Annotated in this window: 20 protein-coding genes; all 20 read left to right on the top strand. The window is 40.0% G+C overall.

Going from position 1 to position 21,876, the window contains the following annotated elements; translation table 11 throughout:
* Positions 1-486 precede the first annotated feature (486 nt).
* The 20 genes from HMPREF1536_RS21010 to HMPREF1536_RS26750 all read left to right on the top strand — a co-directional run bounded on the left by HMPREF1536_RS21010 (position 487) and on the right by HMPREF1536_RS26750 (position 21,864).
* Complete coding sequence (locus HMPREF1536_RS21010) at positions 487-1,662, top strand: MraY family glycosyltransferase (RefSeq protein ID WP_044193116.1); 1,176 nt, start codon at positions 487-489, stop codon at positions 1,660-1,662.
* 1 nt (position 1,663) lies between these two features.
* Complete coding sequence (locus HMPREF1536_RS21005) at positions 1,664-2,731, top strand: glycosyltransferase family 2 protein (protein WP_028729194.1); 1,068 nt, start codon at positions 1,664-1,666, stop codon at positions 2,729-2,731.
* 34 nt (positions 2,732-2,765) lie between these two features.
* The gene (locus HMPREF1536_RS21000) at positions 2,766-3,773 is read left to right on the top strand and encodes a glycosyltransferase family 4 protein (RefSeq protein WP_225608038.1); all 1,008 of its coding nucleotides are present in this window, start codon (positions 2,766-2,768) and stop codon (positions 3,771-3,773) included.
* A gap of 2 nt (positions 3,774-3,775) precedes the next feature.
* Complete coding sequence (locus HMPREF1536_RS20995; RefSeq protein WP_044193118.1) at positions 3,776-4,960, top strand: O-antigen ligase family protein; 1,185 nt, start codon at positions 3,776-3,778, stop codon at positions 4,958-4,960.
* Positions 4,957-6,681 carry an ABC transporter ATP-binding protein gene (locus HMPREF1536_RS20990; protein WP_028729196.1) on the top strand — a complete coding sequence of 575 codons (1,725 nt, stop codon included), beginning with the start codon at positions 4,957-4,959 and terminating at the stop codon, positions 6,679-6,681. Before HMPREF1536_RS20995 ends, HMPREF1536_RS20990 begins: the two co-directional genes overlap by 4 nt.
* A 38-nt stretch (positions 6,682-6,719) precedes the next feature.
* Positions 6,720-6,962 carry a DUF4248 domain-containing protein gene (locus HMPREF1536_RS20985; protein ID WP_028729197.1) on the top strand — a complete coding sequence of 81 codons (243 nt, stop codon included), beginning with the start codon at positions 6,720-6,722 and terminating at the stop codon, positions 6,960-6,962.
* 56 nt (positions 6,963-7,018) lie between these two features.
* Entirely contained in the window at positions 7,019-8,200 is a 1,182-nt protein-coding gene (locus HMPREF1536_RS20980; RefSeq protein ID WP_028729198.1) for a glycosyltransferase, read from the top strand.
* 14 nt (positions 8,201-8,214) lie between these two features.
* Complete coding sequence (locus HMPREF1536_RS20975; protein WP_028729199.1) at positions 8,215-9,366, top strand: OmpA family protein; 1,152 nt, start codon at positions 8,215-8,217, stop codon at positions 9,364-9,366.
* Between the two features lie 165 nt (positions 9,367-9,531).
* A complete protein-coding gene (locus tag HMPREF1536_RS20970; protein ID WP_052349889.1) occupies positions 9,532-9,981 on the top strand; it encodes a hypothetical protein in 450 nt (149 codons plus the stop codon).
* Between the two features lie 316 nt (positions 9,982-10,297).
* Positions 10,298-10,792, top strand: coding sequence for a hypothetical protein (locus tag HMPREF1536_RS20965; protein WP_028729201.1), 495 nt, complete (start codon positions 10,298-10,300; stop codon positions 10,790-10,792).
* On the top strand, positions 10,792-12,183 hold the full coding sequence (locus HMPREF1536_RS20960) for a replicative DNA helicase (protein ID WP_044193120.1): 1,392 nt from the start codon (positions 10,792-10,794) through the stop codon (positions 12,181-12,183). Before HMPREF1536_RS20965 ends, HMPREF1536_RS20960 begins: the two co-directional genes overlap by 1 nt.
* A 30-nt stretch (positions 12,184-12,213) precedes the next feature.
* Positions 12,214-13,032, top strand: coding sequence for a family 6 glucosyltransferase (locus HMPREF1536_RS20955; protein WP_028729203.1), 819 nt, complete (start codon positions 12,214-12,216; stop codon positions 13,030-13,032).
* Positions 13,033-13,052: 20 nt separating this feature from the next.
* A complete protein-coding gene (locus HMPREF1536_RS20950; protein WP_225608037.1) occupies positions 13,053-14,318 on the top strand; it encodes a DNA primase in 1,266 nt (421 codons plus the stop codon).
* An 18-nt stretch (positions 14,319-14,336) separates the two neighbouring features.
* A complete protein-coding gene (locus tag HMPREF1536_RS20945) occupies positions 14,337-15,056 on the top strand; it encodes a sulfotransferase family 2 domain-containing protein (protein ID WP_028729205.1) in 720 nt (239 codons plus the stop codon).
* Between the two features lie 47 nt (positions 15,057-15,103).
* Positions 15,104-16,237: a glycosyltransferase gene (locus HMPREF1536_RS20940; protein WP_028729206.1), complete on the top strand. Its 1,134-nt coding sequence runs from the start codon at positions 15,104-15,106 to the stop codon at positions 16,235-16,237.
* Positions 16,238-16,255: 18 nt separating this feature from the next.
* The gene (locus HMPREF1536_RS20935; RefSeq protein ID WP_028729207.1) at positions 16,256-16,534 is read left to right on the top strand and encodes an HU family DNA-binding protein; all 279 of its coding nucleotides are present in this window, start codon (positions 16,256-16,258) and stop codon (positions 16,532-16,534) included.
* Positions 16,535-16,540: 6 nt separating this feature from the next.
* Positions 16,541-17,329 carry a polysaccharide biosynthesis/export family protein gene (locus HMPREF1536_RS20930; RefSeq protein ID WP_044193123.1) on the top strand — a complete coding sequence of 263 codons (789 nt, stop codon included), beginning with the start codon at positions 16,541-16,543 and terminating at the stop codon, positions 17,327-17,329.
* A gap of 6 nt (positions 17,330-17,335) precedes the next feature.
* Entirely contained in the window at positions 17,336-19,675 is a 2,340-nt protein-coding gene (locus HMPREF1536_RS20925) for a GumC family protein (RefSeq protein ID WP_028729209.1), read from the top strand.
* Positions 19,676-19,678: 3 nt separating this feature from the next.
* Entirely contained in the window at positions 19,679-20,827 is a 1,149-nt protein-coding gene (locus HMPREF1536_RS20920; RefSeq protein WP_028729210.1) for a glycosyltransferase family protein, read from the top strand.
* Between the two features lie 50 nt (positions 20,828-20,877).
* The gene (locus HMPREF1536_RS26750) at positions 20,878-21,864 is read left to right on the top strand and encodes a glucosamine inositolphosphorylceramide transferase family protein (protein WP_052349890.1); all 987 of its coding nucleotides are present in this window, start codon (positions 20,878-20,880) and stop codon (positions 21,862-21,864) included.
* The last annotated feature ends 12 nt before the right edge of the window (positions 21,865-21,876 follow it).

Here is a 21,876-nt window from a genome sequence, read left to right as displayed (position 1 = left end):
TTTTGCCTCTTAAAAAAGACTAAATTTATAATAATATAGCTGTATTTTACGAAAATATGGTACCAAACATGCTATAAATGAAACCTTTATAAAACTCAAGCTCTGCTGCGGTAAATTCATTAACTGAACTTAGCAGAAACACGAAACAGTCATAAATGAATTTATTGACGTTTATTTAAAGATGCGGGGTCTTTGTAATATTATTTTACTAAATAAACACTATCAACTATATTCCCGGATTTTTACTCATTTACTTTTCTGATATAGATCATTCTGGAACATTATTCATATGCATTAATAACCGAAATTATCTCTTTCCTCTCTTATGTGCACTTGATCTCACTTGCTTTATCCGATTGATATATAGCGATTTAAACCAAATGACCCTTATTCCATAAATAAGGGTCAAAATAAAAAGCACTAGTATGTCACCCAGAGGAATGGGACTGACGACCTTTGTTATATCAACTCTCAAACAATAAACGCATGTTAACAGTTTTATTATCAGCTACTATTGGTATTGTTTATGGCGAACCATTGAAAGGTAAAATCTCCCTGTTTCTTTGCCTGGTGCTGTCGTTTGTCTTTTCCTTTCTCTTTCTTCCGCAGATAATGAAGATATCCAAACGAAAACAGTTATATGATATCCCCAATAGCCGGAAAAGTCATGAAGAGAAAATACCTCGCTTAGGCGGTATTGCCTTTTTCCCTTCTATTGCCCTGACGATGTCGTTGGTTGTAGGTTACCGTTATCTGATCGGTTTCCCGTTGAATGAACAATTGACAGGAAATATCTTATTAGAATTTTTATTTCTGTCGGCAGGCTGTTTTTTCCTGTTCATGGAAGGTATCGAGGACGACCTAATCGGTGTTCGTTACCGTAAAAAATTTCTTATCCAGTTTCTTGTCGCATCTTTACTTCCCATATCCGGTTTTTATCTGACAAACTTGTATGGCTTATTCGGGTTATACGAACTGCCGGCTTATGTGGGTGTTCCGTTGACCATTCTGCTTATCGTATATATTACAAATGCAATCAATCTGATAGATGGCATAGACGGTTTGGCAGCCGGAGGGAGTATTTTTTCATTCGTAGTGATCGGTTGGATGTTTGGGAGTAAAGAATTATGGTTGTATTCGATGCTGGCTTTTTCAGCAGCAGGATGCCTGATTCCTTTCCTTTATTTTAATATATGGGGGCGTGTTTCCAAAGGAACAAAAATATTTATGGGGGATGCCGGCTCTTTATCGTTGGGCTTTTTGTTATCATTTTTAATTATAAAGTACCCCACTTATATCTCAGAAACAGAACCCGACGTAAAGAACCTGGTCATCCCTTTTACTTTATTATTTATTCCGATGTTCGATGTTTGTCGGGTGATGGTTGTGCGTGCGATGCGTCATCGTCCGCTATTTTTGGCTGACCGTAACCATCTTCACCATAAATGTCTGGCAGCCGGCATGACTCATCTTCAGGCAACGGAACTGAATCTGGCATTTACAATCGGTTTATTGATTCTGAATAACTGGTTGGCAGATATCTGTAATATTAATGTATTGCTGGCAGTCGATCTGCTTCTGGGTATAGGGTTGAGTAAATCATTGAATGTATGGATATGGCACTCCCGGAAAGAATCGTTATCCGAAAACAAACCCAGTTAAAATGAAAGAATCCCCTTTTGTATCAGTAGTCGTTCCGGTTTATAATGCGGAGAAATATCTCCCGGCTTGTCTGGAAAGCATTTGTAACCAGACATTACGAGAATTGGAAATAATAGTCGTTGATGACGGTTCAACAGATAATAGTGGGCGTATTGCAGATGAATATGCAGCAAGAGACGGACGGATAAAAGTAGTACATAGACGAAACGGGAATCCGGGAGCTACACGAAATGTCGGATTGGAATTGGCAACGGGTGAATATATAGGTTTTATCGATGGAGATGACTGGATCGAACCGGATATGTATAGAACTATGTTAAATATGGCGCTGATGTATAATCCGGATTGGGTTGTTTGTGGTGTAAGTGTGGATTACACAAAGGATAAAAAACATCTTTATCAACAAGTGGATAAAGCATATACAGAAAATGACCGCAATCGTTTGTTGGATTTATATTTTGATTTGACAGATAAAAATCTGTTTGCATACCCGGTGAACAAACTTTATCGTTCAAGTATTATCAGAGATTATCGGTTGGCCTTCCCTGAAGTTTTACCTTACGAAGATTTGATGTTTAATTTAAATTACTATATACATATCCAGTCTGTAACTCTTTTACCGGATCTCTTTTATCATTATATGCGTCGGGAAGAACTATCTGCGGCCGGATCTTTTTCAGCAACTCATTTGCAAGCTTGTGAAATGACCGCAGATGTTTTTCGTCATTTTTTTAAAGTGTATAATTCAGATAAATTTAATGTGGAAGCTTTTTTAAGTTTCCGGAAAATTGCAGATTATTCAGCTTATGCAACCAGTCTTTATAAAAGAAACAGTCCGTTGACACGTAAAGAGCGTATAGAATGTTTGAGAAAAGATATTTTGGAGAATACAACACTGAAAAAGGATATCTTATTATTCCAACCGAAAGGTTTTTATCAAAAAATGTTCTATTTTATTTTATTTCATACCACACTTGTAGTAACAGATTCTTTTTATCAATTCTTATTTTATATACGGTATCATTTTGATTCTATCTACCGTAAATTCAGACTATTTATATCCAGATAAAATGGTTACAATTTTGATTTTATATACAGAATTAATGCCTTACAATATAATTGTAATAAAGGAATTAGTAAAGAAAGGATGTTGTGTGCATGTGGTATTACAGGACACAAATAAAAAGACGCCTTATCTACCGCCCTTATTAGAAGGGGTAACTTATTATAAACGTTCTACTTTTGAAAATCCTGATCATTTATTTCGTATGGTGAAAAGCTTGAATCCGGATCTGGTCTGGACGGCAGGCTGGATAGATCCTTTGTATAATGAGGTAGCTGGCATGGTACGTGGGAAATTACATCTTCCTGTTGTTGCCGGTAGCGATACGCAATGGCGAGGAGGAAAACAATGGTTGAATGTAGTAACCGCCCGCTTTCGCCAGCGTCAGTGGTTCAGCCATCTGTTTGTAGCCGGTGAATGGCAGGTGAAGTATGCCCGTAAATTGGGTTTTCGTCCGGATCAGATCCTGATGCATAACTTGTCGGCAGATGTAGAACTTTTTAGCCGGATAGATTTGAACAGCCGGGAGGCGGATTATCCGAAGCGATTGTTATATATCGGTCGGTTTGCTCCGGAGAAAGGATTGGCCTATTTATTAAAAGCCTGGCAATCTATTTTGGATCGGAAAGGCTGGCAATTAATATTGGTGGGTAACGGATCGGAAAAAGAGAAGTTAACCGGCTATCCGGATGTTGAGATACTCGATTTTATGGATCAACAGGATCTGTTGAAAGTAATGGAATGTTCCGGTGCGTTTATTCTACCTTCAGTATTCGAACCCTGGGCTTTAGTTCTTCACGAAGCAGCTTGTGCCGGTTTACCCCTATTGGCTTCCAAATGTTGCGGAGCGGTTGCTTCATTTGTCAGAGAGGGAGAAAACGGGTATCTATTTATTCCCGGAAATATTCGTTCTATTCGGTGCTCCGTCGAAAAATTATTGATGCAACCGGAAACTGGTTTGTTGCAGATGGGACGAATTAGCCGGAAGCTGGGGATGAAAATCACTCCGGAAAGAGTGGCTGAGACTTTATTGACTGTGTTGAAATAAATATGGAAAAGATACTTTTCTGGCTTGTATTTGGGGCTTCTTTTACTAGATGTGTGAATCACTTTCTGATTTTACCCGATGTTATCTATTACAGCATTTATTTGGGTTGTTTCATTTGGTTGCTGTTTCGGGGAGGAATGATTGTGAATAAAAAATATCTTTTCTTTATTTCGGCAGTGTTTCTTTCTATATGGCTGAATGATATACCGGCTTTCTTTCAGACCCCTTTGCGCATGTTTGCTTTTTTCAGCGTGACCTTTATGGTGGGACCTTTTGTTGTAAATGATCGGTTGACTTGGATACGTCGTCTTTTGTTTATCCGGACTTTATTGGTTCTTCGCTGGATCGTTTTGGTGTCATTTCTATTGAAGTTTATAGCACCGGCTTTAGTTACAGATTATTCGGGGTTTAGCGGATTGACTAATCAATCGATGCTGTTATCCCCTTTAGCTGGTATTTGCGTATTGTATAGTCTCTACCGGTTTCATCTGTCGGAAACCCGGCTGGAACATTATAAAGAATCGGTATATCTCTGTATTTGTTTTCTGGTATTGCTGTTAAGCGGCTCTCGCGGAGCCTTGGCTGCAACAATTGTAGGGGGGGCTTTTTTTTATATCCGTTTATATAGGCACCGAATAGGTGCATTACTTCAGTTCGGTTTGTTTATTCTTCTTTTGGCGGTATCTACTTCAGCCCTCTGGTGGCCCTATACGGAAAGGCTTCGTCAGAAAACAGAATCGAGCAGGAAGAATGGTGGTACTGTGTCCTCTCGTGAGAGGATCTGGCAGGATCGGATAGATGAATTTACCGCATTTCCTTTATTCGGGGTAGGATTTTCTAGTTTTAACCTGGACTATATTCAAAGTGAACATACAATAAACCGGCAAGCAGGCACTGTAGAGCCCGGAACCAGTTGGCTTTTTCTTTTGTCATCATTGGGGTTATACGGGTTCCTTGCGTTTTTATTACCCTATGCTTATATAATATATATACTGTATAAAGAGTTAGATACCGGATTGAACGGAGGCTTATTAAGCTCTATGATGGTACTATTCTCAGTGCATATGCTCGTGGAAGGGTACATCACAGCTTCAGGTGCCTATCTCTGTTTTTTTCTATGGCTTAGCTTATCCGAAGGTGAGCAAATTCTACAACAAACTACTAACAAAAAACTTTTATCTGTATGATACGTGTAATACCATCAGTTATAATCCGTTTGTATAAATTATTACCCTGGACGTATAGATTGCACCTCTGGATGACAGGGGGTACTATTTTCTTGATGTCTGTTTTCGATCTGCTGGGTACCGGGGTATTACTTCCCATCTTATTATTGGTGCTGGACGAAAATGCGATTGATAAGAATGAGTATTTATCCGGGCTATATAAATGGGGGGAGTTTACAGATTTTTCTTCATTTGTGTTTTTTATCTGTGTCTGTATCCTGTTGTTTACGGTTGTCCGGGTAGTAGCTTACACCTGGCTGCTATATATACAGAACAAACGTTTGTTTACTATCTCCAGTTATTTATCTCTGCATTTGTATAACTATTATTACCGGAAAGGCTTTTTGTATATCAAACAGCATAATAGTCTGACACTCATTAATAAAGTAAATGGTATCTCTGATAATCTGGTTCAAGGGTATCTGGTTCCATATGCCCAACTGATCTGCGAATGTGTGGTTATACTTTCTATTCTGACCGGTTTGATACTGTTTAATGTCTATATATTTCTGTTGGTTCTATTAACCTTTGTTCCGATCACTCTGGCATACTATCGTTTTTCACGATCCCGTATGGAACTTTACGGAAATATGCTATTCCGGCTAATACCCTTAAAGGGAAAGTTATTGCAACAAACCTTTGTCGGTTATACAGATATGGAAATGAGTCATTCTTTTCCTAAAAGTTTTGACAATTTTCAGGATTTAATGATCAGGCAAAATCGGATCAATGTGCGGCGTTTACTACTGAATGGATCTTTGCAGAAAGCTTTGGAGATTGCGATTGTCTGTTCATTGGTTGTACTGATCCTGGCTACCCGGTTCTTCGAATTGCCTTCTTTGGGGTTGATAATAGGGTTGTTTGCAATAGCCGTTTACCGTGTCCTTCCCGGTTTGGTTCGTAGTTCCGGATTCATCTTTCAGATGAAAGGCAATTCATTTACAGCCGGATTATTGAGTGACCTGGAAGCGGAACAAAGAGAAATACATATACTGGAGCAACAACCTTTGGATTTTCAGAAAGTCATATCGATCCGTACCCTCTCGTTCTCCTACGATAAAAAGGTGCAAATTTTAAAAAACATATCCCTGGATATCCCAAAAGGCGATTTTATCGGTTTTCGTGGAGAGTCAGGTTCGGGAAAGTCTACCTTATTTCATTTGTTACTGGGATTTCTTCAACCGGAGGTAGGAGGCATCTATGTGGATGGAGTTTCTTTATCGGTAGACCGGTTGGAATCGTGGAGAAGTAAGATCGGCTATGTCTCACAACAATTATTTATGATTGAAGGTACTTTGTTGGATAATATAGCGATGGGAGTGGATGGAATGGAAATCGATAGAGACCGGGCTAGAGAGGCAATCCGTCTGGCCTCGTTAGATCATTTCATTAAAACCTTACCTCAGGGGCTTGATACTCCGATAGGTGAGGGAGGGTGTCTGCTTTCAGGCGGACAACGTCAACGACTCGGCATTGCGCGTGCGTTGTATAAGCAGGCGGAAATACTGATGTTCGACGAAGCGACCTCTTCCTTGGATGAAACAACCGAACATGCCATTAATGGCGCGATCGTCCGGCTGTCGGAAGAATGTCCCGGATTAACTTTGTTGGTTATTTCCCACCGCTCAGAATCATTAGCGATCTGCCGTAAAATAGTTGATATTCAGGGGTTAAATAATTAAAATGGACATAACATATAAATCAATAAAGAAAGGTAACCATGAAAGTAAGTGATTATTCGGGAGAAGAAAAATTTCCCATTAAGAGTTATGGGTTTACAGAGTTAGGCTTATTATATAATCCGGATTTGCAGCCGGGCTCTGCCGCCCAGTCATTAAAACGCTGGATCCATCATAATCCGCAATTGACAGCTGCCCTTACAAAATCCGGCTGGCTCAAAGGCCAACGCAAGTTCACTCCGTTACAGGTACAACAGATCGTCTGTTTTCTGGGAGAACCTTAAAAGTTGAAAATTAGGAAGATATGATCTGTATCTTTGGACTTTATAATGTATAAATTATGAATATCTTATTTTACAATACTACTCCGATAAGTCCGGAGCAAGGAGGGACGGAACGTGTAACAGATCTTGTGTCTCATTATTTAAAATTATCCGGTTATACTATTTACTATTTAATTCGTTACAAAAAAGATACATTTAGTGATAATACGGATATTAAAACCTATTTCCTACCTAATTCAACTAAATGCGATTCTCAGGAAAATGTATTATACATGAATCAATTACTGAAAGAACTGGAAATAGATGTATTGATAAATCAGGATGCCTGGTATGGAGAATTATATTTGTGTAATCATAAAATATTAAACACAAATGTAAAGATCATTTCTTCTATTCATTATTCAATCGATTCTTCTATGAAATATTATAATGAATTATTTGGCTATGACTATTCCTGGAGTAAGCCATTCCTTAGTTTTAAAATGTTAGTTAAACATATTTTCTTGCCTTTATATAAAAAACGAGATTTTATTCATAGAGGATTGAATCTGAATTTCATGCATCGATATACGGATGCTATCGTTGTGCTATCTCCAAAATATGTCGAAGAAATAAAAGAATTACTAGGTGTTTCCTACTCTAAAAAAATAAAACCGATCCCCAATCCACTTACATTTTCAAATGTAAAGGTAAGAAGTATGGAACAGAAAGAAAACGTAATATTATTTGTTGGACGACTTTCTTATTCAGATAAAAGAGTTGACCGTCTGTTGCAAGCCTGGCATAAAATACAGGATAAACTTTCTGATTGGAGAGTTGAGTTAGTGGGAGATGGAGCAGATAGGGCTCGTTTGGAGAATTTGGCAATGAAGTTAGAACTTAAAAATGTGTTTTTTTGCGGCTATCAATCTCCGTTGGAATATTATTCTAAAGCTAAGATAATATCGTTAGTATCGACTAGTGAAGGATTTTCTATGTCGATTGTAGAAGGTATGCAGAATGGTTGTATTCCGATTGTTTTTTCCAGCTATTCTGCAGTTACAGATATTATAAAAGATGGGATAAATGGCTGTTTGGTAGCTCCATTTGATATAGATTTATATGCGGAGAAATTATATAAACTAGCTTCGGATTCTTCATTGTTAAATAGAATGCAACCTTTTGCCGTTCAATCCGTAGAGCAATTCAATATTGATAAAATCGGACATAAATGGATCGAATTGTTTCAATCGTTATAAAATAAATATAAGTCATGAAAAGAATTTTAGAAGGGATCGCCGGCATCGGTTTGCTGGCAGTTTTACCGGCCTGTACTGCCCCAAAACAATCAGTAACCGAAGATGTCTATGCTGCTGCACGCTCTGTGCAAATCAGCTCCGAAACGGAGCAACAGCAGGAAAAGAGTCTTCCTGGGGCAACAAGAAAGATTGAAATACCGCTGTTACAGATCGATGCTCAGTCGGTTTACAACCGGATGATCAATTATATCACTCCGGATGAAGAACTGGCTCCGAAGATGCTTTCTCAACATATTTCTGTCTTTGTTGATTTCCCGGCAGGAGGGGTGTCGGTTAATCCGAAATATGGCAATAATCGGGCAGAGTTGGCAAAGCTGGAAGAACACCTGAAGCCTCTTTTGCAATCTGGTAATGGTGGCGTAACAAAAATCCGTATTACCGGCTATGCTTCTCCCGATGGCAATACGAAGGAGAACGAACGTCTGGCAGGAAACCGTTCCATCCAGTTTAAAAACTATTTACAGAAACAATTTAAGTTGCCTGACAATGGCCTGATTACGGTCGATTGGGTAGGGGAAGACTGGGACGGGTTGAAAGAACTAATCTCAAAATCAGATAAGAAATATGCAAGCCGCGTGTTGACAATCTTTCAGCTAACCGACGATCCCGACAATCGCCGTAAACAAATCCGTGCAATGGATAGCGGAGCTGTTTATAAGGATATTGAAAAGAGTTTCTTTAGTCGTTTGCGTCGTATGGAGTTGGCTGTAGAAACGAAGTCGCAGATCATTTCTGTAAATAATTCCCTGTTAATAGAACAGATTTATAGTCAACCGGAAAAAGTATCTCTGACAGATTTTTTCCATGCTGCTTCCTTCTATCGTCCGGGTACGGATCAATATCGTGAAGTATATGAAATAGCAGCTTATACCTATCCTTCGTGTGCTGTAGCTCAACTGAATGCGGCAGCCTCTGCTTTGTCGCAGGGCGATACCGAGTCTGCTCGTTATTTTTTCAATCAGGTGGAGAACGATCAGCGTGCCTGGAATAATCTCGGAGTATTGGCCCTGATGGAAGATGATAAAGAGAAAGCTGTTATTTATTTTCGTAAATATGCTGCACAAAATCCTCGTTTAAGTCGCGAGAATTTGAAAATGATCGAATAAGAGTAAAAATAAGGGTCTTTTGAAATGTTAAGACAGGACTTTTAAAATCAAAAGTCCCTTCTTTTGAAAGCAAAAGATACGACTTTTTTGTGAGTAGGTTCATTCCCGGCATTAATCGAGAAAATTAGTTATGATACAGAAAATCAACAAAAAATTTTTTATAAGATGGCCGGTGGAAAACATCTTGTGTTTTCTTCTTTTTCAAAGAATATGGATAAATTACCGGATGTTAATGAAACAGTGATGCAATGTGCTACTTTTCTTTGTGAATCGAAAGATATAAACAAAGGATCCTGGCAAGTTTTTTCACAACAATTTTTTAGGTATTATCGTAAAACCATTCTTGCTTACTATGGCTATGAAGAGGCCGAGTTTCAGGTACCTCTGAAGAAAGTGATAAAACCGTTCTTTTTTTTTGCCGTCATGTCTGCCCTGTATGAAATCGGTCTGTTCGATTGCTCTTTGCAGGGATTGGCTGATACGCTCTATTTATCATTTGATTTTGGGAAAATGCGTACTACTTGCCGACGCTCGTTTTATGATATTCTCCCTCAATACGAGTTTCTTTTTGATTATTTTAAGGATTTAAAAGATACAGGGAAAATAGAAAAATAAATTATTAACGGGCTGGGAATGAGCCTGCTTTTTTTGAAAACTTCCAAAAAGGCTGTACTCCGCCCTGAGGAGAGGTTATATTAAATTTGCCTGTATCAGGCGAATGGATAAGCGAATCCTCTAATTTTTTTTGATCGGCCTTCTTTGTATTTATTATATATAATATTAATTCTATATTAAAGAGAGCTGTAACCGGGGCTGTAATCCTTACTAATCGTAATCGATCTATGTATGATGAATATCAGAAACTTTCAGATGTGACTTTGCTGTGACTTTGCCTGTGACACTTCAACTATTAACAAAAAACGAAGAAATCATGACGAAATGTAATGAACACATGACTCCGGATTATCGTAAAACCGGCTATCTGAGAGTTGGAAGAAATGTGCTGAAATCTTTTTTCGGCAGTAACCAGGAACAGCGCCACCTGGCAAAGGTGCTGCTTTGTGTGCAAACCTTTGCTTATTTTCGTGAAGGGATGGTTTGCCTGAATGAATTTTCTTATATCTGCCATGCAGGCGAATGGATTACTTCCTATTCGGAGATCGCAGTTCTTACAGGCTTGTGTCGCAAATCGGTAAAGAGCTGCCTGAAGCGTTTGGAGGCAGGGTATTTTTTGCAGGTGAAAGATCTGGTAAATTACAAACTGATAATCCTGACTAACTACGATCAACCGCCATCAGGTTTATCCGATGCCGGTCTGCCTCCTGTCTCGACTCAGCCTGCCGTTGATGCCCCGGGTGTGGATTTCTTTAGCCAGGCGATGAATTTCTATAACTTGAATAACGGACAGAAAGGAGTGGTAAACTGATGAAAGAAGTACAGAAGTCAAGACGGGAAATTACCCCGAACATCAACCTGGCAATGGAACAGGCTGTGATAGCCGGTTTACTGACCAGTCCGGATGCCATATTCGATGTGATCGGCCGTTTAAAAGCGGACATGTTCAGCGACTCGCGGATCAGTTTTGTTTACCGTGCGATCCTGTCGTTAGTAGAGTCGGGTACCGGAGTCGATATGTTGACAGTAGAAAATGAGATGCTGCGTCTGGATAGCAGCCTTTATATGCAGTTGAACGGTTTGTCATTCCTTACGGAAATGTTGCTGGATGTGCGTACCGACAGCCATATCCGTATTCATGCCGATGAGCTGCTGCGCTGCTATACTTTGCGCCAGTTGGTCAACGGTTTGAAGGAGAAAGAGACGGAGGCGCAACTGCCTTCCGCCGACCTGCCGGAATTGTTGACGGGAGTAGAGGATCTGGCCGGACGGTTGCGTAACGGAATGGCTCGTTCGGCTTCGATGGAAGAGGCCGGATCAGTGGCCGCCCGGGTGCTCGCGAAGAGTTATCAAGAGCAGGCAGACCGTGAAGCGGGTAAGATCACCCGTATCCTTTCCGGCCTGTATGATCTGGATGCCCTGACTGGCGGATTGTATAAAGGGGAGCTGACAGTGATAGCCGGCCGTCCTTCGATGGGGAAATCGGCTGTGGCCTTGTGGATGGCACTCAGTATGGCCAGGAAGGGCATACCGGTCGCTTTCTTTAGCGTGGAGATGAGCAAGGAGCAGAATGTGATCCGTTTGTTGTCGATGATCAGTGGGATCGATGCCGACCGTTTGCGCTTCAAAGGAACTTTGGCTTCCGACCGTGTCCGGTTGGAGCAGGCGCAGCAGGAACTGGAACATTTGCCGATCACGCTCGAATATTGCGGGTCGGATACGATAGACGACATTCGTGCCAAAGCGCAGGTATTGAATAAGCAGGGGAAACTGGGTGCTTTGTTCATCGATTACCTGAACCTGATCAATATCGTCGTATCGAAAAATCAGTTACAGGAAACAACTGATCTGGCCTTGGGCAGTATTGCTCGCAAAACGAAACTGATGGCAGAGGAGATGGAGATCCCTGTGATCCTGCTGGCACAGTTGAACCGTGAGGTCGACCGCCGACAGGGGCTGCATTTCCCTGTATTGAGCGATTTGCGCAACTCCGGTGCAATCGAACAGGTTGCGGATGTGGTGATCTTCGTTTACCGTGCCGAGAAATACAATATAACATATGATCCGAAGACAAAGGAAGACCTTCGTGGTGTCGGCCTTCTGTTAGTCGCCAAGAACCGCAACGGGGCAACGGGAGCTGCCAAGTTTCGGTATAATCCGGCAATGACTTGCCTGATGGATTATGATCCGAGAGTGATTTAGATTAGACGTGGATTTTAAATTTATAATTATATGAGAATTGGGATTTTATATATCTGCACAGGCAAATATTCGATTTTTTGGAAGAAGTTTTATAAAAGTGCCGAACGCTATCTAATGCAGGGATATCCCTGCATCCGTGAATACTATGTGTTCACGGATGCCCCTTCTGTATATGGGGAGAAAGAGAACGGGCATATTCATCGTATTTATCAGGAAAATCTGGGATGGCCCCGGAATACGTTGATGCGTTTTCATATGTTCCTCAGAATAAAGAAACAGCTGGAAAGAGAGACTGATTATCTTTATTTTTTTAATGCGAATATGCAGTTCAGAGTACCGGTAGGGAAAGAGTTTCTTCCTGATGATTTTTCAAATGGATTGGTCGGGTGTATGTTTCCTTGGAGTTATAACGAAACGAATCTTGAATTTGGTTATGATAGAAATCCTATGTCGACAGCTTATATACCGGAAGGCGAAGGGGATTTTTATTATGCAGGTGCTTTGATTGGAGGGAAAACAGAAGCTTTCTTAAAAATGTCGGAAACGATTTTGAATAATATTCAGGAAGACGAAAAAAAAGGAGTGATAGCATTGTGGCACGATGAATCGCATCTCAATCGTTATTTTATGGATAATCCCCCAAAGTGTTTAACTCCTGCTTACTGTTATCCGGAAAGATGGAAATCTCCTTTTCCCGAAATAATTCGTTTGTTTGATAAAAATGGAAGCTGGGGAGGCTATGCTTATCTACGTGGAGAAAAGGCAGGTGTAAAGGATTACCTGCGCTCTTATAAGGTGAAGATTAAATATATGATCATGCCTTTTTATCGTTTTGTATGCCGTAAATAAAGACTCAAAACTGTCAATAATTGAACCAATTACTATCTCCATTGCTCTATTGGCACATTGTTAATATGAACCTGAAAGATCAAATAAAACAAGTGGCTCGTTTGGAAGATGTAGTCGAGCGCTATCTGTCTTTAAAAAGGACAGGTAGCTTGGCTAAGACTTTGGTTGGCCTTTGTCCTTTTCATGACGACCAGCATCCGTCGCTGCATGTAAATGTAGAAGGGCAATACTATAAATGCTTTGCTTGTAACGAGGGTGGCGACTTGTTCCGATTTGTGCAACAAATGGAGAGGTGCGATTTTTGTCAGGCATTGAAGATACTGGCTGGTTGGTATGGGGTGTCGGATATGGACGATTACCAATCGGTAAAATATCCTCCGGTAAAAAAGACAAATATCCCGGTGGCAAAAGATAAACCGGAACTTGTCAGCCCTATACATATTGCTACCTTGTTCCGTAACCATCGGATGGTGTTGGACTTATTGAAAAAATATATTCCGGAAGAAGAAATTTTGCAGGAGGTTTACAGCCTATTCGAGGTGGGTGTCGCCTCTTATTTTTTACCTCCTGACTATACCGCATTTTGTAACCGTCTGATCTTTCCGATTCGCAATGAGCGAGGGGAACTGGTGGCTTTCGCCGGTCGTTATCGGGGAGATATTGAAGGAACGGATATCCGTAAATATGTCAATTCGCCGACCAGTCCGGTTTATCATAAAAGTGAACTGTTATATGGTTTATACCAGGCACAGGACGAAATCCGTAAGCGAAAATTTGTCTATATCACCGAAGGGTATAAGGATGTGCTAGCCATGCATGCTACCGGATTTAGGAATACGGTGGCTTTGTGCGGTACGGCGCTGACCGAACAGCATGCATCATTACTCAGCCGGTATACACAATGTGCAATCATTATGCTCGACGGTGACAAGGCTGGACAGGTAAGCGGGGTCAAATCTGCCCGGTTATTATCAACAAAAGGTTTTTCTGTCGGTCGGATCATCCTTGAACCGAAACATGATCCGGACTCTCTGCTTCGTATAATGGGAGATACAGAGTTTTCCGAATATATAAGAAAATCAACTCGCTACAGCCGATTGGAAATATGTGAAGCTACTTTGTTGAAACAGATCAAAGAACTGTTGTCTGACTTACAACTGGCATTGACTGTAACAGAGCGTACAGATCTGTTTGCCCGTATGATCCCTTTGCATAAACGTTTAGGAAAAGTCACGGGTCAATTGGCTCATTCTCCGGTGTTAAAGGCGGATTGGTTATTAGAATAAACACAGAAAAAAACAGATATGATTGTCGACAATAAGCGCAAGGTGATATACTTGCATAATCCGAAATGTGGAGGAACATTTCTAAGAGATATTTATATTGAAAAGTATGGGAAGTCGGATGCTATGAAATGGTGGAAAACCTATGACCCTCAATATGGAACAGACTTAGGACATATTACCTATTTAGATTTATACCGTTTTATTCCGGATTGGAAAGATTATAGGATTGTAATGATGGTGCGTAACCCGTATAGTCGTTTTTATTCAGCAGTCAAGGAGGTTAAGCTGCATTTGATCGCCTCTGTAAAACTTAGCTTTATTGAAATTCCTTGTGCAAGATTAGATAAAGAAGGAATGGAGTCAAGAATAAGAAATACTTTTTTTCGAAGTATATGTCCCTGGACATATACTCATACTCTGGTGAAACTTTTTACTGTTTCACCAGAGGAATGCTGTAAACAGATCTTATCTTTTAAACATTCAAAACAAGATTTATTCATACGAAGTAAAAAAATCCCCTGGCTAAACCCGCAAAGTTATTTTTGGGGTAAAGATGTAGAAATTTTTTATTATGAATCGGAAAGCGACTGGGGTAAATTATTAGACATTTTCGGATTATCGGAATATCAGGTTCGTTTATCGATTGCAAAAGCTTATAACATACCCGATAATATGTATGAGATGATTGAGAAACTGTATCCTGAAGATACGGAATTATTCCGAAAATATAGGTATTGAAAATATCGGGAACTATATATAAAAGGTCTTAGAAAAAAAATACTAAAATGAAAATTATTCATGTAATAAGCTCTATGAGTACGGCTTGTGGTGGCCCTGCGTATACAACATTGTTGACGTTGCAAGGGACAAGAGCTCTTGGAATGGATGTAACGGTATTGACAAACCAACCGGCTCCGGGCGAGGAAACCGTATCGGACAATCCTTCCATCTGTTATCTTCCCCGTCCCCGTTTTCATGAGAAACGTTGGGGATATTCAAAGGCGATCCCTTTAGAACTGAATAGTAAGGAAAATGAGGCGAATGTATATCACATTCAGGGATTATGGCAGTATGCAGGATATGCTACTGCTAAATTTGCATGGTATCAAGGATTTCATTATATGATCACTTTGCATGGAACTTTGTATCCTCAGGCGTTGGCCCATTCCTCCTTGATAAAGAAGATTGCTCTGAATATGTATCAACGTCGGCAATTACAACAGGCGGACTGTATTCATGTTACCTGCCGGGAAGAGATGGAGCATTACCGGGCATTGGGGTTTACCAATCCGGTAGCTGTTGTTCCTAATCCGATGGAAATATCGGATATAGAAAATCCTTTTGAGAAAAATAAAAAAAAGAGAGTTGGGTATCTGGGGCGTTTACATCCGGTTAAAGGAGTTGACCGTTTGCTGAAAGTTTGGAAAAATCTGCATGAATTCGGGGAGTTGCTGATAATGGGGGATGGAGAACCTGATTATGTTGCTTTTCTGAAGAAAGAGGCAGAGCATTTGCAATTATCCAATATCAGTTTTGTCGGCTGGGTTTCCGGGATAGAAAAAAATCGTTTGTTAGCATCATTGACTTGTCTGGTTGTTCCCAGCGATTTTGAGAATTTTGGAATGATTGTTCCAGAAGCTTTACTTCAGAAAGTTCCCGTTATTGCATCGACCGGATCCCCCTGGGATGTCTTGAAAACATATCGATGTGGCTGGTGGGTAAGCAACGAGGTAGCTGCCTTAGGCGAAGCTGTGAGAGAAGCTTTATCGCTGGATGAAGAAGAATTGCAGGCGATGGGTAAACGCGGACGCCAGCTGGTACTGGATAAATATTCGGTGGATGTCGTTTCCCGTCAGATGGAGCAGTTGTATGCTTGGGTAGCTGGGCAAGGGGATAAACCTGAATTTGTATATGATTAAAACAAATATGATAATATTGTGAACAAGAGTGATTTAGCAAAAGAAATTGCAAGTCGTATGTCTACTACGATTACACAATCCTTGTGTTTCATAGACACGATGGATGAAGTGATATGTGAAGCGATTGCACGTGACGATTCAGTGATGATACAAGATTTCGGTCATTATATGCCCTGGCAACAAACCGAACGTATGGGACGTAATCCCCGTACCGGTCAGGAATGTGTGATTACGGAACGCATGAGTGTGAAATTCAAGCCTGGAAAAGGATTAATTGAAAAAATAAACAAGGAATAATAGGGTATGAAAAAGAATCGATTGTTTTTTCTGAGTTGGATATTGGTTGGTTTGTTGGTCTCTTGTGGTTCAGTAAAGGATATAGCTTACTTGCAAGGGGAGGAATTATTGAAAAAAACGGCTGTGGCTGATACGGTGAGCTTAAAAATACAAAAAGATGACTTACTGGATATAAATGTGAGTTGTCCGGATCCTGAATTACTGCGTCCTTTTTTGCGTTATAGCAACGGATATAATAATGGAAACTTCGATGGATATTATGGGGAAGGATATAACCAGGGATACCTGGTGGAAGTAGACGGAACGATTAACTTTCCGTTACTTGGAAAAATAAAAGTAGCCGGTCTGACTCGTGGGCAAGTGATTGAACTGATCCAGAATAGATTGGAGAAGGAAGGATTTATAAAAGCTCCGGTCGTAACAGTACGCTTTCTGAATTTCCGCATATCGATACTTGGAGAGGTTAAAAATCCAGGTACTTACAACATTCCCTCGGAGCGTATAACGCTGTTTGAAGCACTCAGCATGGCGGGTGATTTAACCATTCACGGACGTCGTAACCGTGTGGCGGTTATTCGGGAAACAGATGGTGTACGTACGATTTTATACCATGATCTGCGTTCGAGAGATGTTTTTCTGTCTCCCGATTATTATCTGAAACAGAATGATATGGTATATGTGGAACCTAACCGTGTCAAGGCGGAAACAAGTGTAGAAAATCAGTATACGAACATCGGAACCTGGATGTCGATTATCTCCTTCCTTGCATCGATGAGTGTTTTGATATTTAAATAAAAGAATATGAAAGAACAGACCCCTTATACGGACAGCTTTAAGCTGGTGGATGAATTCAATCTCCGGACGATTTTAGATGTCCTGATAACGAAATGGTATTGGTTTGCTTTATCGGCTTTGTTGTGTGTGGGAGGCGCCTATATTTATATAGAAACCGTTCCGGTTATCTATAAACGGGAGGCCATTGTGCAGTTGAAAAACAAAGTGAAAACGGAAGAAGCTTTTAATGAAAAGCAGATGTTTGACGACAGCAACAATAATAACAATAGTATAGATGGAGAAGCTTTGGTTTTCAAATCGCGTTTATTGATGGGAGAAGTGATCCGGCGATTAGGATTGGAAATCGGCTATACGCTGGATGACGGACTGAAAGACAGGGATATGTACACAGATATACCATTGAAAATAAATTTTCCGGATTCTACTTTTACCCAACCGGCCTTTTTTTCTATTATTCCCCAGTCGGAAAGTCATTATAAAATAAAAGGGTTGGATGATGACCCGGATGGCGTGATGGTGTATAATTTCGATGCCGAAGTAATCACTCCGATTGGAAAGATGATTGTGAACCGGACTTCTTTTTTTGATGAAAACTGGGTGAATGTTCCGGTACTTATTTCCTGTTACAACCGTGAATTACTTATATCTTCACTGCTAGACAAATTGACAGTGGAACGCTCCATCAAAGATGCCAATTTATTGACACTGACTTATCTGGATACGAAACCTACGAGAGCTGATGATATATTGAATACATTGATACGTGTATATGTAGACGAGTCGATGAAGGATAAAAATCAGATTATCCGAAGCACGGCAGTCTTTATTGATGAGCGATTGAAGTTAATCAATGAAGAGTTGGGAAATGTGGAGAGTAATATAGAAGATTACCGCAAACAGAGCCAATCGGCAGACTTTACCATTGAAGCCAAAATATCTTTGGAAAACCGGAGTCGGTATGATCAGGAAGTGATTGAACTGACCAACCAAAGAGAGCTGATCCAACTGGTTCAGCAGTATTTGCATGATCCGTTAAAAAACGAGTCTGTTCTGCCGGCTAATACAGGTATATTGAGTGATGGAATTGAGGCTTTAATCAGTAGATATAATACAACAATACTGGAGCGGGATAAGCTAAATGAAAGTGGAGGAGATAAAAGTCCGGCGGTGAAATCCCGAACGAACGAAATAATCTCGTTGCGTCGGGCGATCAGTCAAAGTTTGAGGAATGCAAAAGACGAGCTGACTACAAAATTGGAATATGCCAGACGGATGCAGTTTTTAGAAGCAGGCAGAATTAGTAATATCCCTACACAGCAGCGATATGTGCTTTCCGTAGAACGTCAGCAAAAAATAAAAGAAGAGTTATTCCTCTATTTACTGAATAAGCGGGAAGAAAATGCTTTGACATCGGCTACGGCGGAAAGTAATCTTCATATAGTTGATCCCGCCTATGGAGTTGGCACTGCCGGCGAAAATTCGTTGGTGATTTTATTTGGAGCATTACTAGCCGGATTGTTTATACCGGGATTGTTTTTCTATCTGCAACCGATATTGGATGTAACCGTACGGGGACGAAAAGATTTGGAAAATAGCCTGAGTATCCCTTTTTTAGGAGAGATACCTCATAATCGGAAAAAAGAAGAATTGGTGGTCGGCAAAAAAAGGAGAGATGGGGTTTCGGAGGCTTTCCGTATTGTGCGAACAAATATAGACTTTATGCTGGATAAGCAGAAGAAATCTCAAGTATTGATGTTCACCTCTTTCAATCCGTATTCCGGGAAATCGTTTATTTCATATAATTTGGCAGCCTCTTTGGCATTGACAGGGAAAAGGACTGTATTGCTGGAATTGGATATCCGCAAAGGATCGAAGAAAGATAGAGAAGGAAATGTATTACCGGGTATTACTCATTATTTATCAGGAAGGATAACCGACCTGTCGCAATTGATACGTCCTTATCCCGGCTTTGAAGAGTTGGATGTGATAACTTCCGGGCCTATACCTCCTAATCCTGCCGAATTATTGTTGGGACAGTCTTTGGATGATTTGATTGGGCAATTGAGAAACATGTATGAATATATTGTTGTTGATACGGTTCCTTATGGAATGGTGGCGGATGCCCCTATAATCAGTCGTGTAGCTGATTTATGTATTTATGTTATACGTGAAGGAATGATGGATCGCCGACGTTTGCCGGATATTGAAAGTTTGTATACTGACGGAAAACTGCCGCATATGTCTGTTTTACTGAATGATGCCCGTTATAAGCATGCAGGTTATGGCTATGGCTACGGGTATTACGGGTATGGTTATGGCGAGAGTTATTATGGATATAATCCTTAACACATGCAAAAAAAAGTCGTAATTATAAATAAGTACGGCGCATTGCATCCTTCGGCCACGGGACGTCCGGTTCGCAAACTGGCTGATTATTTATGGGAAAACGGAGTCGATGTGATTGTACTTTCTATTCATGCTTCTTACAAAGGACAGGTTTCGCAGCAAGAGGAGAAATTGCCTTATCAAACCATTGAATTGCCTGATTTTTATAGTGGTACAAATAAATGGTTTCGTCTTTTAGGTAATTTAGTGGATGGTTTCCGATTGATAGCTTACTCTCTGTTGTTGCCACAGCATCAATTGAAAGTGGTACTGACTGATCCCTCTCTGATCAATATTTGGGCAATTTTATTCCGCCCGTTTTCCCGAAGTAAACTAGTATTCTGGACGATGGATCTGTATCCGGAAGCATTTACTTCGGCGGGACTAATCTCTTGTAATAATCTTATATACCGGATGATTTTCTCTTTTGTTTATCGTCATGTTCCTGATTTCCTGATCACATTGGGCGAACAGCAATATCGTTATCTGTGCCGGCAATATAAGCGGCCTTTTATTCCTCATATTGTGTTGCCTTGCGGGGTATGTCAGAAAGAGGAAGCACCCGAACCATCTTGGCGGCAAGCCAATAGAAATAAGATCATATTTTGTTATGCCGGCAATATAGGAGAAGCTCATAACGATGCTTTTTTGTTGGAACTTATCAGGCAATTGGATCCTGAAAAGCATTTGATCTTGCTTCGTTTATATGGAGCAAAAGCAAAATTGGTGTTGAAAGAAGCAAATGCATTTGAATCGGTGATCCTGCTTGATTATATATCTTCGGCAGAGATGAGATATGTAGACATCTGTGTCGCTTCTTTACTATCGATGTGGAATCATGTTTGCGTACCATCGAAAGTGGTGAGTGCGATATGTTGTGGACTACCTGTATTATACAATGCGGATGAAAAATCGGAGGGTGCTTGTATGTTTCCTGATGCAATCTGGTTGTTACCCAATTCGGAAAATCAATTAGAATCTGTTTCTGCTTTTTTGAGTACACTTTCAGTTGATGATATTTCAGAAAAAAAAGAAGCTGCCGGAAAATATGCTCAGAAACTAATAAGTGAGAGATATAGCAGTTATTCTACTTTTTTGAGAATAATAAAATGAGAATGGAAAAGATAGTCAGATAGACTTATCCTTTTTATAAATATAAGAATATGGTTTGTAAAATTGTAATAAATAGGAAGTGGATCGATTTTTTGTTGAGATGTTTAAATTCTAAATTAGTTGCTTGGTCAGTTTATGTCTCCAGACAGAAAGATGAAAATGTATTTGGGTTGACTGATCCTGTTTTCTCATTGACTCTTCCCGGTCGTGAAAATCTATTGTCGGATGTTTGTTTATATGCAGATCCTTTTTTATTTGTAAAGGACGGATATTTATGGTTATTCTGTGAAAGAATGAAAAGAGGAGGACACGGACATATTGTTGCCTATAAAACTTCAGATTTGATACATTGGATATTTGAGGGGGTGGTGTTGGAAAGACCTTTCCATTTGTCGTATCCGAATGTTTTCGAATACAAAGGAGATGTATATATGTTACCGGAAACAAGTAAAGTGAATGAAGTAGCTCTTTATAGGGCAATGGATTTTCCTCGTAATTGGGAAAAAATATGTGTTCTATTATCAGGAAAGCCTTATAGTGACTCTTCTGTTATTTATCATCAGGGAATGTGGTATCTGTTTACAAGCCCTTCGGATGACAAGTTATGTTTATTTGTTTCGAAAAATTTATTGTCGGACAGTTGGAAGGAACATCCTTGTTCACCTGTTTTCTCCGGGCTGAAAGGTGCACGTGGTGGCGGTAGTGTATTCAAAGAGGGTAATACGCTATATCGGATGGGGCAAGATGACGAAAAATCGTATGCGAATAATGTGGCTGTTTATATGATAGATCTGTTGACTGAAAATGATTATCACGAATCATTGGTTATTCCGGAGTTATTTGATCATACTAATAAACGCTATCAGTTTGGTGGTCATCATTTTTGCCGGGTTAAATTTAAAAATGAGACGTTGATAGCCACGGATGGCATTATAAAAGCACGATTCATTAATAGAATAGGATTTTATCTGGAAATGTTGATTTTTAAAATTAAGAGAAGTATAGATGACAGAAAATATCGGTCTTGTCGAAAATAGTATGAATAAGGT

Source organism: Parabacteroides gordonii MS-1 = DSM 23371, assembly GCF_000969825.1.
Lineage (GTDB): Bacteria > Bacteroidota > Bacteroidia > Bacteroidales > Tannerellaceae > Parabacteroides > Parabacteroides gordonii.
The sequence above is the reverse complement of the archived record's forward strand: the minus strand, read 5'-3'. Positions and strand labels throughout refer to the sequence as shown.

Bases quoted from the DNA above. Each gene is read 5' to 3' on its own strand.
- HMPREF1536_RS21010 (WP_044193116.1), top strand. From the start codon at position 487: ATGTTAACAGTTTTATTATCAGCTACTATTGGTATTGTTTATGGCGAA.
- HMPREF1536_RS21005 (WP_028729194.1), top strand. From the start codon at position 1,664: ATGAAAGAATCCCCTTTTGTATCAGTAGTCGTTCCGGTTTATAATGCG.
- HMPREF1536_RS21000 (WP_225608038.1), top strand. From the start codon at position 2,766: ATGCCTTACAATATAATTGTAATAAAGGAATTAGTAAAGAAAGGATGT.
- HMPREF1536_RS20995 (WP_044193118.1), top strand. From the start codon at position 3,776: ATGGAAAAGATACTTTTCTGGCTTGTATTTGGGGCTTCTTTTACTAGA.
- HMPREF1536_RS20990 (WP_028729196.1), top strand. From the start codon at position 4,957: ATGATACGTGTAATACCATCAGTTATAATCCGTTTGTATAAATTATTA.
- HMPREF1536_RS20985 (WP_028729197.1), top strand. From the start codon at position 6,720: ATGAAAGTAAGTGATTATTCGGGAGAAGAAAAATTTCCCATTAAGAGT.
- HMPREF1536_RS20980 (WP_028729198.1), top strand. From the start codon at position 7,019: ATGAATATCTTATTTTACAATACTACTCCGATAAGTCCGGAGCAAGGA.
- HMPREF1536_RS20975 (WP_028729199.1), top strand. From the start codon at position 8,215: ATGAAAAGAATTTTAGAAGGGATCGCCGGCATCGGTTTGCTGGCAGTT.
- HMPREF1536_RS20970 (WP_052349889.1), top strand. From the start codon at position 9,532: ATGGCCGGTGGAAAACATCTTGTGTTTTCTTCTTTTTCAAAGAATATG.
- HMPREF1536_RS20965 (WP_028729201.1), top strand. From the start codon at position 10,298: ATGACGAAATGTAATGAACACATGACTCCGGATTATCGTAAAACCGGC.
- HMPREF1536_RS20960 (WP_044193120.1), top strand. From the start codon at position 10,792: ATGAAAGAAGTACAGAAGTCAAGACGGGAAATTACCCCGAACATCAAC.
- HMPREF1536_RS20955 (WP_028729203.1), top strand. From the start codon at position 12,214: ATGAGAATTGGGATTTTATATATCTGCACAGGCAAATATTCGATTTTT.
- HMPREF1536_RS20945 (WP_028729205.1), top strand. From the start codon at position 14,337: ATGATTGTCGACAATAAGCGCAAGGTGATATACTTGCATAATCCGAAA.
- HMPREF1536_RS20940 (WP_028729206.1), top strand. From the start codon at position 15,104: ATGAAAATTATTCATGTAATAAGCTCTATGAGTACGGCTTGTGGTGGC.
- HMPREF1536_RS20930 (WP_044193123.1), top strand. From the start codon at position 16,541: ATGAAAAAGAATCGATTGTTTTTTCTGAGTTGGATATTGGTTGGTTTG.
- HMPREF1536_RS20925 (WP_028729209.1), top strand. From the start codon at position 17,336: ATGAAAGAACAGACCCCTTATACGGACAGCTTTAAGCTGGTGGATGAA.
- HMPREF1536_RS20920 (WP_028729210.1), top strand. From the start codon at position 19,679: ATGCAAAAAAAAGTCGTAATTATAAATAAGTACGGCGCATTGCATCCT.
- HMPREF1536_RS26750 (WP_052349890.1), top strand. From the start codon at position 20,878: ATGGTTTGTAAAATTGTAATAAATAGGAAGTGGATCGATTTTTTGTTG.